At 49.5% G+C, this 13,604-nt stretch carries 13 protein-coding genes and 1 other annotated feature; of the genes, 5 read left to right on the top strand and 8 right to left on the bottom strand.

What is annotated here, in order from left to right; genetic code table 11:
• Positions 1–178: 178 nt before the first annotated feature.
• Complete coding sequence (locus ACFVQB_RS12760) at positions 179–2,137, top strand: ABC-F family ATP-binding cassette domain-containing protein (RefSeq protein WP_379439104.1); 1,959 nt, start codon at positions 179–181, stop codon at positions 2,135–2,137.
• Between the two features lie 541 nt (positions 2,138–2,678).
• Here ACFVQB_RS12760 and ACFVQB_RS12755 read toward each other — a convergent pair.
• The 8 genes from ACFVQB_RS12755 to ACFVQB_RS12720 all read right to left on the bottom strand — a co-directional run bounded on the left by ACFVQB_RS12755 (position 2,679) and on the right by ACFVQB_RS12720 (position 8,906).
• Positions 2,679–4,235, bottom strand: coding sequence for a 2-isopropylmalate synthase (locus ACFVQB_RS12755; protein ID WP_379439101.1), 1,557 nt, complete (start codon positions 4,233–4,235; stop codon positions 2,679–2,681).
• Positions 4,236–4,449: 214 nt separating this feature from the next.
• Positions 4,450–4,795, bottom strand: a binding site (T-box leader).
• Positions 4,792–5,163 carry a hypothetical protein gene (locus ACFVQB_RS12750; RefSeq protein WP_379439098.1) on the bottom strand — a complete coding sequence of 124 codons (372 nt, stop codon included), beginning with the start codon at positions 5,161–5,163 and terminating at the stop codon, positions 4,792–4,794. (Overlaps the previous feature by 4 nt.)
• A 146-nt stretch (positions 5,164–5,309) precedes the next feature.
• Positions 5,310–6,365: a tRNA (adenosine(37)-N6)-threonylcarbamoyltransferase complex transferase subunit TsaD gene (tsaD, locus tag ACFVQB_RS12745; RefSeq protein ID WP_379439095.1), complete on the bottom strand. Its 1,056-nt coding sequence runs from the start codon at positions 6,363–6,365 to the stop codon at positions 5,310–5,312.
• Positions 6,362–6,883 carry a ribosomal protein S18-alanine N-acetyltransferase gene (gene rimI, locus ACFVQB_RS12740; protein WP_379439092.1) on the bottom strand — a complete coding sequence of 174 codons (522 nt, stop codon included), beginning with the start codon at positions 6,881–6,883 and terminating at the stop codon, positions 6,362–6,364. The genes tsaD and rimI overlap by 4 nt, the downstream gene beginning before the upstream one ends.
• A 17-nt stretch (positions 6,884–6,900) precedes the next feature.
• On the bottom strand, positions 6,901–7,749 hold the full coding sequence (gene tsaB, locus ACFVQB_RS12735) for a tRNA (adenosine(37)-N6)-threonylcarbamoyltransferase complex dimerization subunit type 1 TsaB (protein ID WP_379439743.1): 849 nt from the start codon (positions 7,747–7,749) through the stop codon (positions 6,901–6,903).
• 2 nt (positions 7,750–7,751) lie between these two features.
• Positions 7,752–8,234 (bottom strand): tRNA (adenosine(37)-N6)-threonylcarbamoyltransferase complex ATPase subunit type 1 TsaE, encoded by a 483-nt coding sequence (tsaE, locus tag ACFVQB_RS12730; RefSeq protein ID WP_379439089.1) that lies wholly within the window; start codon positions 8,232–8,234, stop codon positions 7,752–7,754.
• A 193-nt stretch (positions 8,235–8,427) separates the two neighbouring features.
• A complete protein-coding gene (locus ACFVQB_RS12725; RefSeq protein ID WP_053783520.1) occupies positions 8,428–8,604 on the bottom strand; it encodes an H-type small acid-soluble spore protein in 177 nt (58 codons plus the stop codon).
• Positions 8,605–8,609: 5 nt separating this feature from the next.
• On the bottom strand, positions 8,610–8,906 hold the full coding sequence (locus ACFVQB_RS12720) for a hypothetical protein (RefSeq protein ID WP_379439087.1): 297 nt from the start codon (positions 8,904–8,906) through the stop codon (positions 8,610–8,612).
• A gap of 196 nt (positions 8,907–9,102) precedes the next feature.
• Here ACFVQB_RS12720 and ku point away from each other — a divergent pair, with 196 nt between their 5' ends.
• The 4 genes from ku to ACFVQB_RS12700 all read left to right on the top strand — a co-directional run bounded on the left by ku (position 9,103) and on the right by ACFVQB_RS12700 (position 13,535).
• Positions 9,103–10,014 (top strand): non-homologous end joining protein Ku, encoded by a 912-nt coding sequence (gene ku / locus ACFVQB_RS12715; protein ID WP_379439084.1) that lies wholly within the window; start codon positions 9,103–9,105, stop codon positions 10,012–10,014.
• Between the two features lie 307 nt (positions 10,015–10,321).
• A complete protein-coding gene (locus tag ACFVQB_RS12710) occupies positions 10,322–11,191 on the top strand; it encodes a VOC family protein (RefSeq protein ID WP_379439081.1) in 870 nt (289 codons plus the stop codon).
• 212 nt (positions 11,192–11,403) lie between these two features.
• On the top strand, positions 11,404–12,501 hold the full coding sequence (locus ACFVQB_RS12705; RefSeq protein ID WP_379439079.1) for a GerAB/ArcD/ProY family transporter: 1,098 nt from the start codon (positions 11,404–11,406) through the stop codon (positions 12,499–12,501).
• A gap of 68 nt (positions 12,502–12,569) precedes the next feature.
• Complete coding sequence (locus ACFVQB_RS12700) at positions 12,570–13,535, top strand: ATP-dependent DNA ligase (protein WP_379439076.1); 966 nt, start codon at positions 12,570–12,572, stop codon at positions 13,533–13,535.
• Positions 13,536–13,604: the final 69 nt, after the last annotated feature.

Below are 13,604 nucleotides of genomic sequence, written 5' to 3'. Positions count from 1 at the left end.
ATGATTCATTTTCTGCAAAATCCTCATGTATTAACATGCCTTCTTTCAGTTTATCATTGATTGACCAAAAAGACTACACGCCCCAGGCACTCCTAATCGGTGCATTTGCTCTGTATTTCATGTAAACTGGGATGTAGTTGTCAATTCAAGAACTGGACCTATGGAGGAACTTAATTTTATGCTGCTGCAAGTATCCGGAATTATCAAACGTTTTGGTGTCGATCCAATCCTGGACGGCGTGAACTTACAAATATTAGAACGCGAGCGCATCGGCCTCGTTGGTGTTAACGGCGCAGGAAAATCCACTTTGCTCAAAATCGTAGCTGGGGAGATATCCTTCGATGGTGGGCAGATTTTCAAATCCAAGGAAACAACGCTTGGTTACCTCGCCCAGAACAGCGGACTGCAATCCGATCGCTCCATATGGGAAGAAATGATGAACGTATTCGCCCATCTGACCCAGGCTGAAGCGGATTTGCGTCAGATGGAACAGGATATTGCCGATCCCGCGCAGATGGAAGATGAAAAAAAGTATGCCGATCTGCTTGAACGTTATGCCAAACGCTCGGACTGGTTCAAGGATCATGGCGGTTATGAGATGGAGACCCGCATTCGCAGTGTACTGCACGGGATGGGCTTTGGTGAATTCTCTCCAGATACCCAGATTGCCACACTGAGCGGTGGGCAAAAGACACGTCTTGCACTTGCTCGCATTTTGCTTCAGGCCCCTGACTTGCTCATGCTGGACGAGCCTACCAACTATCTCGACATCGCAACCCTCACGTGGCTTGAAGATTACCTCAGAGGTTATTCCGGCGCCCTGCTGGTTGTATCCCATGACCGGTATTTCCTTGACCGGCTTGTAACGACCATCGTGGAGATCGAACGGCACCGCTCCAAAAAATATACGGGCAATTACAGCCGGTACATGGAACTGAAAGCTGCCGAGTACGAAAGCCAGATGAAGCAATACGAGAAACAACAGGATGAAATCTCCAAGATGGAGGACTTTGTTCAGAAGAATATCGTGCGTGCTTCAACAACCAAACGGGCACAAAGCCGCCGCAAGGCACTCGATAAGATGGATCGACTCGACAAACCGATGGGAGATCTGAAGAAAGCTCATTTCTCTTTTGAAACGGCTGTCATGTCCGGCAAGGAAGTGCTCCGTGTGGATCAGCTTTCCGTTGCCTACGATGAGGCTTCGCCGTTGTTCCGCAATGTATCTTTTGATCTAAGACGCGGGGAAACGGTTGCTTTGATTGGTCCAAACGGTATTGGTAAATCAACCCTGCTGAAATGCCTCATTGGAAGTTTGCGTCCTGTAAGCGGTGAGATCCAATGGGGTACCAAGGTGCAGATTGGCTATTATGATCAGGAGCAGACGGGACTTAATCCTTCCAATACCGTATTGGAAGAGCTGTGGAGTGCCTATCCAGGCATGGAGGAAGCACGGATTCGTACGGTGCTCGGCAACTTCCTGTTCAGTGGAGATGATGTACTCAAAAAGATCTCATCGCTCAGCGGTGGAGAAAAAGCACGTGTCTCCCTCTCCAAGCTCATGCTCAAGGAAGCCAACATGCTCATCCTGGATGAGCCTACGAACCATCTCGACCTGTTCGCCAAAGAAGTGCTTGAAGCAGCGCTGATGGACTATGAAGGCACATTGCTGTTCATCTCCCATGACCGGTATTTCCTCAATAAAATGGCTGAGCGCATTGTTGAACTGCACCCCGGCGGGACAGAGCACTACCTCGGCAATTATGATGATTATGTGGAGAAGAAACAGGAGCTTGAAGATATTGCGCGCGAAGCTGCGGAAGCACGTCAGGCCTCTTCCAAAAACTCGGCCAAATCTGATCCAGGCCTATCCGCAACTGAAAAATCCGGTGCCGCCTCATTCGAAGCGGACAAGCAGGCCAAGCGCGAAGAACGAAACCGCCAGCGCAAGCAGGAGGCTCTGGAACAACAGATTGCGAAGCTGGAAACGGAGATTACGGAGCTTGAGGCTCAGATGGCTCTGCCTGAAATATATCAGGACTACATGAAGCTGCAAGAACTCCAGGAGAAAGCCGAGGATCACAAGCTTCAACTTGCCAAGGCTTATGAAGAGTGGGAAGAATTAGCTTTGGAATAAGAAACAAATAGCAAAATAGAATGGACTTTATATATCAAAAGCTGATTCCTTTAACGGGAGCAGCTTTTTTTGTTGAGCATAAAGTAAGACAGATTTGAGTAGAATGATTCCTCATTTGTCAAATCCACTCGAATCAAGTAAAATATTTTTGCGTTGTACAGCCTCTCATTTATCCACAAGAAAACAATATAGCAAGCATTCAATTCAACTTAATTATACGGCGGTAGAATAGCTTTTCACACATAAAAACCATATTTATCCACCGAGTTATCCACGTTATCCACAACTTTGTGAATACAACCCGACTATCCTATCCCCTAAAGCCTTTTATTTTCGAAAACATTACTGGTTTGACTTTGAGATAGTTACCCACAATTTACACTGGATATGTGGATAACTATAATCACACCTTGACAAACGGATTCGTTCTTTCAATTTTTTGTCCTATAAAAGGACAAAAGCAGACCTCTATAGTGTCAAGGCCTGCTTTGCTCTTTTTTGTAAGCATAAAATCATGTGATGCGCTGAAAGGCATTGCTATTTACGCGTGCACAGGCTCATCACTTTCGGAAGACTCCGCCTTCAGTCCGGCCGCATTGCAAGCTGCAACATACGCCAGACCCGCTGCCATGACAATATCATTGTGCGTGGCGGTTCCTCTGAATTCACGTCCTGCACGCTCCACGGTAACTGCAGCTTCCGCGCTCGCAGCCTCTCCTCCGCTCAGTGCATGCATCTCCATATCGACAAATGTAATATCGTCCGAAATACTCTGACCAATCGCACGAATAGTCGCATCTACCGGACCACCGCCAACCGCAGAATAGGATTGCTCCCCTGCGCTCGTGCGAATACGAACTGCTGCCATTCGATCCGTCATGCTGCCTGCCGTAACCTGCAGTTCAACCAGTTCATAATCCTGCGCAGGAATATTCATGGTCTGGCTTACCATCTGCAATAACTGGTCATCACTAACCACTTTCTGTTGATCTGCGGTTTCTTTAAAAATCTCATACAGTTGTTCCATTTGCTGCTCATCCGGTTCAAAGCCATATTTGCGAACCCGATCTTTCAAAGCGTGACGCCCGGAATGTTTGCCCAGAATAATCATGCTGCGTGGAATACCCAGCGCTTCCGGGTCCATAATCTCATACGTACTCCGATTCTTGAGCAAACCATCCTGGTGAATACCAGACTCATGCTGGAAGGCATTGCGTCCTACCACCGGTTTGTTGTAGGCAATCGGGAAATGCATCGCACGGCTAATCTGACGGGAAGTCTCATACATCTGGTTCAGTTTGATATTCGTCGTTGCACCAATGGCGTCTCCACGCGTCTCCAGAGCCATAATCAGTTCCTCCAGTGCACAGTTGCCCGTCCGTTCTCCCACACCGTTGATGGTTACTTCAATCTGAGAAGCACCGTTGGCAATCGCAGCCAGACTGTTGGCAACCGCAAGCCCCAAATCATTATGACAGTGTGCGCTGTAACGAACCTTATCTCCGCCTCTTGCACCCACACGTACCTGACGGAACATCTCTCCATATTCATGCGGCAGTGCGTACCCGACCGTATCTGGCAAATTGATAATACTTGCTCCTGCTTCAATGGCCACTTCAACCATCTCGATCAGATCGTCCATCTTCGTACGAGCCGCATCCATGGCGGTGAACTCCACAATATCCGTGAACTGACGTGCATAGGAGACCATCTCCCGGGCAGTAGCCACCACTTCACTGCGCGGACGGCGCAGTTGATGCTCAATATGGATGTCCGAAGAGGAGATAAACAGATGAATTCGGCGGCGCGCTGCGTCAGCCGTTGCTCGAACGGCTGCATCAATATCCCCTTTGACCGCACGCGCGAATCCGCAAATCTCCACGTTTTGCAGTTGTCTGGAAATCGCCTGAACCGCCGCGAACTCACCTGGACTTGAGATCGGGAATCCAGGCTCGATGACGTCAATACCCAGAGAAGCCAACTGATGTGCCAGTTCAATTTTTTGTTCAGGCTGCAGACTCGCTCCCGGTGCTTGCTCTCCATCGCGCAGTGTTGTATCAAAAATCTCAATCATGCGTTTGTTATTGTTCGTTGTCATATTCATCAACCTCCATCAAATTTGAATGTATATTGGATTTTGGGGATCGGAACGAGGCGTTCATTTCCCGTTTTCTATGTTTATTCATTTCGCATTCCATGCCGGCGTGCACGTCGACTTGCACACCAGGCGTACTTCTTTTTTTCACCATGATTATGGATTCCCATTGCCCACCCTGCTGCCGGCAGCAAACACAAATAACCCGCCATCTCATCTAAGAGACGGCGGGTTATTATCCCTCCGCGGTACCACTCTTGCTTGATGGTCCAGGCTTGCGCCAGGCACCATCCACCTCGTCGTCTCCGGCCCAGATCCATTGCAGCTGCGTACACGCAGCACGCACAACCGATCCAGCCGGAGAAACACCCTATAACGGAGGTTAGCCGTTGCTGTGTACTACAATGTCCATTGGTTACAAGGACAAGGAATGAGACAGGGTCTCACCTGTTTCCACAGCTCCGTTCCCGGGCGAGATTCGAACGATTCCAGCCACTGCGTCGCACCACCCCGCAGCTCTCTGTGCGCCTTATCGTTTTACTGCTCCCGTTCATTACATTTATGATATGTGACCATGAATTTCATCACCATTTTGAAAATCAAAAAAGCCTGCCATCTCCTGCAATATTGCAAGAGACGACAGGCTGTTCACCTTCGCGGTACCACTCTTGTTGACTTTCATTTCCTTCGAGCTGATCCTGTATGCGTCCATACCGTTATCATTGCCCAAAGTGACAAAAGCCCCCTCAGTTATTGTTGATTTTCTACCGATATGTTTCATCCGTATTCCATCAACAACGGCCCATTCACGGAGGCAACCCGTAACCATGTACTTTGGGCCATCATCGGCCTTCGGCTTCTCCCAGGGAGTTACCGTGTTCCATCGTTCCGCTTCCAGGTGAGTTTCAGGTTTCCTTTGACTGCGTTGCACCACCCCGCAGCTCTCTAAGACCGGGAATTACCCTACTGTTCCTGTTCATTGCGTTTTCAGTTCAGGAATCTGAATTCCTGTTTTAATTTGTAATTAATATACAGTCTTCACTTGAGGCTGTCAAGTCTTCATATACATGAATCATTCTATAGCGATTGAACAGACCATGCCTCAAGTGAAAGTCCAGGATCAGCTTTGGCATCGAATTCCGAGATTTCTCCCCGCTGCCATTTCAAATACGCCGCAGCTCCAATCATCGCTGCATTGTCGGTGCAATATTCCATTGGAGGGATCAACAATTCCAGGCCTTCCTTTGCACAACGCTCCTGCAAAGCTGAACGCAATCCCCGGTTTGCCGCAACGCCACCGCATAACAACAACTGACGTGATCCATATTCACGGACAGCTCTTACCGCTTTTTCTACCAGAACTTCAACAACAGCTTCCTGGAAGCCCCGTGCCACAGCGGATGGTTCAAGCGTTTCTCCGCGCATTTTGGCTTGATTCAGTACATTCAGTACAGCAGACTTCAGACCGCTCAGGCTGAAATCATACGAATCTGCTTCAAGCCAGACGCGCGGCAAAGGTACCGCCTGCTCTGCTTCAGCAGCCATCCGGTCCACATGTGGTCCTCCCGGATAGGGACAACCCAGTGCACGCGCCACTTTGTCATAAGCCTCACCTACAGCATCGTCACGCGTACGTCCGATCAGTTTGAACTTGCCTTCGGATTCCATATGCACAAGCTCGGTATGACCACCTGAAACCACCAGTGCCATTGCTGGATATTGCAGTTCATGGGTAAGTCTGTTGGCATAGATATGTCCCGCAATATGATGTGTGCCAATGAGCGGTTTACCAAGTGCCATGGCCATGGTTTTCGCGGCCACGATACCGACCAGCAAGGCACCAACCAGTCCAGGTCCTTGCGTCACGGCGATCGCACTCAGATCACGCGGACGGATGCCGGATTGCTCAATAGCCTGTTCCAACATCAATGTAATAACTTCCACGTGTTTACGCGAAGCCACTTCAGGCACAACCCCGCCAAATGCCTTATGTGTCTCGATCTGACTGGAGATCAGATTGGACAGCACTTCCCGTCCATCCTTGACTACCGCTACGGATGTTTCATCACAGCTTGTCTCCACGGCCAATATATAAGATGGTGCTGAACTTATCTTTTCATTGAAATCCTTCATGAATCCGTTACGCTTCCTTCCTCTTCGCCGCCCCGGCTCGCAGGCGGCAAATCCGCCCACATAATCATCGCATCTTCCCCATTGTCGGAGTAATACCCTTTACGAAGACCAGCCGATTCAAACCCTTTTTTCTGATACAAGCTCTGGGCAATCCAATTCGAAACCCTGACTTCCAGCGTCATTCGTTCCATCCCGAGATAAGCCGCCGTTCTCATCAGTTCGTCCAGCAGCTTCTCGCCGAGCTTTCGCCCACGATAGGCTTCCCGGACTGCAATATTGGTAATGTGGGCTTCATCCATGATTGTCCACATTCCGGCATAACCGATCGCTGTACCTTCCAATTCCATGACCATATATTTAGCAAAATGATTGTGTGTCAATTCATTCTGAAATGCTTCTTCCGTCCAGGGCAGGGTGAAGGCTTCATGTTCAATAATCATTACATCGGGAATATCATCCAGAGTCATGAACCTGAACTGAAGCGCTGCTTCCTGCTCGTCATTCTCCACGTTGTCCATCTGCTTCCCCTCCCCCTTTAGCCTTTGCGCAGCAGGTTGGCTTCCGCTTCAGCCAGCTGGGTGTAATTAGGCACGAGCGCATGCACATCATCTCGCTGACCTGCAAGCAGCGCCTCGGCGCCTAAGCGCCCAACCCAGCGGCCCTCCAGCTCATAGGGTACGAGCTGGAGCGCCGTTCCTGCGGGGCAGCGAAGCTCAGCCGCTGCTGCCGCATGCGGGCCCGTCTCGCCGACAATCCAGACGGCAGCGGGCCGCTCTTCCGGCGCCGCTTCCGCCATGCGGGCGGCGAGGGCTTCCAGCCATCCGTCCACCAGGCGGATGGCATCTGGTGCCAGCCGCCGGGGCGCAGCGCTCCCGGCGGAGGCAAACAGCGCGGTATAAGCTTGACCGCGCCGCGCATCCACCAGCGGAACGATCCAGTGGACAGGGGCGGCACCTGTGCCGCTCTGGTCCGCGGATGGCGTTCCGCCAGCCCCCGCTGCGGCATCCTCTGCCGCAGCTTCGGCCTTGGCGGCGAGGCCGCTGTGCCAGCCGCCCCAGGCCAGGACCTGAAGGCTGGACACCCCGACAACGGGGATGTCCCACGCCCAGGCAAGCGTCTTCGCCGCGGTCACCGCAATGCGGATGCCCGTGTACGATCCCGGGCCAATGCCGACGGCAATGCCGTCCAGCTGTCCCGGCTTCGTGCCGCTGGCTTCCAGCAGCTGCTCCATTACAGGCACGACGTGTACCGAATGGTTGCGTTCTGCCCGTTCATTGCGTTCTTCCAGAAGGGCGTGACCTTCCATAACTGAGGCTGCCATCACCGCAGTCGAGGTATCCAACGCCAAAAACCGCTGGCGCGGCTGTTTTTGTAAATCTTCCATCATCATTTGACTCCATTCTGTCTGAACTGTCGGCACATGGCAGCATAAGTCTCGCCATACCCATCCAGCGTAATCGTTCGATCCTCTGGACCCGTCGTCTCAATCTGCACATGCAAGTGTTCCTGCGGCAGTAATTCGGGAATGATGCTGGACCATTCCACCAGACTGACTCCGGCTCCATAGAAATACTCATCCAATCCAAGCTCGTCCGCTTCTTCGAGTGATATGCGATAGACATCCATGTGATATAAGGGCAGACGCCCTTCATATTCCTTAATCAGTGTAAACGTAGGGCTGTTAACCACATCACGTACACCCAAATGCCAGGCAAACTTTTGCGAAAATGCCGTTTTGCCCGCGCCCAGATCACCGTCCAGGGTAATCACCATGCCGGCGGTTGCCTGTTCAGCGAGTGCGGACGCGAGTACTTCTGTATCTGCAATGCCATGGGAGTGATACACCCACTGCTCATGCGTCTGATTCAATATACGCCCCACCTTTGGCGGTCAAGCCGCCTGAGTTCACTTTGAACTTTATTATATCGGTCCCATTCTCCCCCCGCAACATCGAAGGATCAGAAGCAGAACGGAAGCAGGCCACCATTCACACGAACGACAAATAAACCGGCACCTGACGGCACCGGCCTTTCCTAGACATCCTTCACCAGTACTTTCTCTTTTACTCTTCCAAACGGTCTACACGCACCGTCTGGGTATTCCCCGGTCTGCTGCCCACCTGCACTGTTGCCATGCCATTGGCTTCATCCACATTTTCGATCCAGACCGGATCTCCTTCCAATGTAACTGCAATCGTATCTTTTGAATCATAAATAGCTTTCGCCCGTTTAACATCCATCATTATTATTCATATTCCCCTTCCGGATCATCATGCGATTCCCGCACCATGCTGTCTGTTGTACTCTCACCGATATAACCGTTATCTTCCGTAACTTGTCCACCACCCAGACCCTCATTCACCATCCGGTCAATGTCCAGCATGAACGACTCCCTGTCAAGCGGCAGCTCTTCTGAGGTGATAGCCTCCCAGTTAATCGCTGTTGCAGGCGTATGAAAACCTTCAGACCCTTCCGACTCGGCACGAGGATACGGAGAAAATGTATGGGCGTGAGCTTCAGCTTCGTCTCGTTTGTTCTTCATAGGAGTACCTCCTGACGTGATAGTTGATAACTAACATCATCCTCTTTTAAAACCAGCGTTTTACAGCGCAGATCTTAAGGATGTTTCTGTTATCATCCCCCACTCTTCCTGAAGCATACCGCTTCCGGGAAATAGGGTTATCCCGCCCGTGAAATGCCCATACTATACATAAAATGTTCTCGGAAAGGAGCCGTTCATGCATACGGTCTGGAAAGGTGCCATTAGCTTTGGTCTGGTTCATGTTCCTGTCAAAATGTTTTCGGCTACCGAAGACAAAGACATCTCCATGCGTTATATTCACAAAGTCTGCGGCAGTCCACTTGCTTATGTACGTAAATGTCCTTCTTGCGAAGTTGAGGTTCAATGGGAAGAGATCACCAAAGGATATGAGTATGAGAAAGGCAAATTCGTCTTGTTCGAGAAGGACGAGCTTGAAGCGTTAAATGATTCCAGCAGCAAAACCATTACCATTCTGGATTTCGTGGATTTAACGGAGATTGATCCCATTTATTTTCAAAAAACATATTATCTCTCCCCCGATCAAGCGGGAGGAAACGCCTACCAGCTATTAATGACTGCCATGCGGGATACAGGCAAGATTGGCATCGCCAAAATATCCATTCGTTCCAAAAGCAGTTTGGCTGCCATCCGCGTGCTGGATGATTGCCTCTCCATGGAAACCATTTTCTATCCGGACGAGATCCGTCCCGTCTCTCAGGTTCCCAACCTGCCCGAGGTTCTGAACGTAAACGAGAAGGAATTGACGATGGCCAAGCTGCTGATCGATCAGTTATCTACTCCTTTTGAACCTGGTAAATATACAGACGACTACCGTGCCAAACTGCTGGATCTGATCAATCACAAAGTAGCGGGTGAAGAAATCAAAATTGCCCCGGCCAAGCCGGAAGCGAATGTCATGGATCTCATGGCAGCGCTGCAAGCAAGTATTGAAGCTGTAAAGCCCATTCCGAGCGATCCCGGAACCACCACAGCCAAACCCAAGAAACGTGCTCCGAAGAAAACCTCTGTACAAGCAACAGCTGGGGGAGAAACAGAGACTCCTGCTCCTGTGAAAAGAAAGAAGGCTGCGCCTAAGCCCAAGGCGTAAACGGCAAGCAACGAGGAGATTCGCTTGTCATCAACATCAACATTGGAGATCCGGCCATGAAGCCGGATTTTTGTTTTGTATTCCATAATTGCAACAATACTCACCAAGAATGAGCACACCAAAGTCAAAATTACAATTGACGAAAGTTGATTTATATTTTATATTAACTTATGAAAAGTAACTTATTTATAAATGTACAGTTGAGCCTATATTTACATGAGCTATGACATTACAATAGCGCTATTCCATTGCCATTGAGAGAACCGCAACAATCCAACTCAAAACTTGTTTACAGGAGGAAATCCTTATGACTTCAACTTATCAAATTCCTGCTACAACCCATCTGGGTGAAGTAAGTCTGCGAATCAGCAATTTGGATCGATCCATTCAATTTTATACCGAGGTGGTCGGACTGAAACTGCTTGAACGCAGCGAAAAAGTCGCTACAATGACAGCCGATGGAAAGCACTCCCTTCTGCGCCTTGAGCAGTTAACCGATGCAGTGACGATGCCTGTTCGCTCCACTTCAGGCCTATATCACTTCGCTATCCTGCTGCCAGACCGCAAATCGCTGGGCCTTGCCCTTCGTAATCTGGCTGAATCCGGTATCGAAATTGGTCAGGGTGATCATCTGGTCAGTGAAGCATTCTATATTTCCGACCCGGATCGGAACGGTATCGAAATCTACGCAGACCGTGCCCGGGACACCTGGAAGCGGGATGCAGATAATAACTACATTATGTCAAGTGATCCCGTTGATGTAGACAGCCTGTTCGCTCTGGCCGCGAACGAGCCTTGGCAGGGATTGCCTGCCGGAACGGTCATTGGTCATGTTCACTTCCATGTACGCAGTCTGGAAGAGTCACGCCGTTTCTATACAGGAGTGCTTGGATTCGATATCGTTGGTAACTTCGCCAACATGTCCGCCCTGTTTGTGTCCGCAGGTGGTTATCATCATCACATCGGGCTGAACATTTGGGCTGGTACAGGCGCGCCTGTGAATCCGGACAATGCGACAGGGATTGACTACTTCACCATCATTTATGACGGAAAAGAACAATTGGAACAAGCTGTAGAGCAGCTGCGTCAATCCAACGCATCTATCGAACAGCAAGGTAAGGACTGGTTTACTGTAGACCCACAGAATATTCGCATTCGCTTAACCACATCGAGCTAACACGGGAAATCCGTGACGTAATGTTGTGAATTGAGTTTTCCGACTAGCCCGGACACAAATTTTTCTCGTTCCATAGGGGGAAATGAAGTTGTCCGGGCTTTTTTGCCTACCTTTTTTAGGTTCACATATGCCTTTATCCATTTCCTAATAAAATTGGTGCAATTGGCGCATCCTAACCAAATATCTAGATCGACATGCGAAGGAGAACCCACATGATTGAAAAGGGGCGTTTAACTGTAAGACAACTGGGCTCACTGATGTTCTTATGCACGATTGGTGAACAGATTATCGTCTTCCCCTCGATGATCACCTCATATGCGCATCAGGATGCATGGTTGTCCGCACTATTGGGCGTTGCTGGAGGAGCAGGGGTTTTGTCCATTATGCTCGTTGTATACAAACTGCAGCCCCGAATGAATCTGATTCAACATGCACTGCATACTCTTGGGCCCTGGATCGGTGCCTTTATCAGCTGTTTTTATTTATTCTATTTTCTAATAGGTACCTCCGCGTTCATAAGAGAAATTGGGGACTTCATGACGACCCAGATCCTGCCTGAATCTCCCCTCTTCATTGTAAGTTTGCTCTTTGTTTGTACTCTTGTCTGGGGACTCTTTTCCGGTTTGGAACCCATAGGCAGGAGTGCCGAGGTACTTCTTCCCCTGATCGTGCTGTTTCTGCTCATTCTGACCGTCTGTCTGTTCCCTCATTCACATCTGGACAACATCAAGCCCGTTCTTGCGGAAGGCTTTCTGAATCCATTTAAAGGCTTTGTCGCTGTGCTTACCTATCCTTATTGTGAATTGTGCATCTTTCTTATGCTCTTTCCTTATGCCAAAAAGGAAGCTCATTGGGAAAAGGATATCCTTCTGGTAGCCATCATAGGGGGATTGATGCTTACCCTAACGCTAACCATCTGTCTGCTGGTCATGGGGCCATATATGACGCAGCACCATTGGTTCGCAGCATTTAATCTGTCGCTGAAGATCAATATAGGCAACTTTTTGCAGCGTATTGAGGCCTTTATGGCTACCGTCTGGATTATTGCCGTCTTTTTCAAGAGCATTCTGTTCTTCTATAGCTTTATACTTGGAATCACTCATCTCTTCAAACTGTCCAGCTATCGTCCACTCATTTTGCCGGGTGCCCTACTGATTCTGGCCATGTCCATTGTTCTGGCTCCCAACGAAAATTTCTATCTCAAAGTTGTTATTCCGTATTGGATTGATTGGGACCTGACCTGTGGCATCGGGATTCCTTTGCTGCTTATTGTGGTACATAAACTGAAGGCACGGCTGCGGAAGGGTTAAACTTGCACCACTCAACATAGGGGAGCAACCTCCGGACAGATTTGAAAGAGGAAAGGAGTTTTAAGCACATGTTCAATCCGCTGGTTCCTTTTGAACCTATATCCCGAGATGTGATCCCTACCGGGCAAAACTGGATTGCCCAAATCAAATGGGATGGGGTCCGCATGCTTGCTTACGAGGACGGACAGGGACTTCAGTTGATTAACCGCAGACTGCACAACCGAACTGCACAGTATCCCGAGCTGGTCCAGCCACGCAATCTGTGCTCCGTTCCTTCTTATATTTTGGATGGAGAGATTATTGCCCTTGACCCGGATACGGGCAAACCGTCCTTCTATCACGTGCTGCGGCGAGATCGCATGAGCAGACCGGATGGCATTGCCCAAGCTATAAACCAGATTCCGGTGACTTATATGGTATTTGATATTCTTTTCTGCGATGGGGTATGGGTCACAGATCAACCACTTGCAGATCGTCAGCGTCTGCTGCATCAAGTTCTGAATCCTGCTCCCCATGTTCAGGAGGTGACCAACACGTCAGATCCGGACGCCCTGCTCACTGTAATGAGACAGCACCAGATGGAGGGAATTGTATGTAAAGACCTTTCCAGTACCTATGGAATCAACGGTAAGGATCAACGCTGGCAGAAGGTCAAGATTTTCCACGATCTATATGCGAGGATTGGCGGGGTCACCTACCGCAGTGGTATCGTCAATGCAATCGCAGTCGGTGTATATGATGGGCCTAACTTTGTCTATATTGGTCATGTCGGCACTGGTAAACTGAACTCGGACTCCTGGCGTAAACTAACCGAAGAAGTACAGCCTCTCATCCGAAAGGATAGGCCCTTTCATAACATTCCTGAGAGAAGCACGGAGACGACATGGGTCGAACCAAGGATCGGCGTCAAAGTGCAATTCATGGAATTGACCCACCATTTCACGCTACGTCACCCAAGTATCCAGGCTTTTGCTTCGGTAAAGCGAGATGAGTGTCCGATCAGCCAGATCAGTCATCTTATCCCAGAACAATAAACCACCTTTTCCATCCGCCTGAATATAGTAAAAAGACTCTCCATTTATAACATACTTGTAGACCAGAGG

The sequence above is a fragment of the Paenibacillus sp. NPDC057886 genome (assembly GCF_042796655.1).
Taxonomy (GTDB): domain Bacteria; phylum Bacillota; class Bacilli; order Paenibacillales; family Paenibacillaceae; genus Paenibacillus.
Note: the sequence above shows the minus strand (reverse complement) of the source record. Positions and strands in the feature narration are given on the sequence as shown.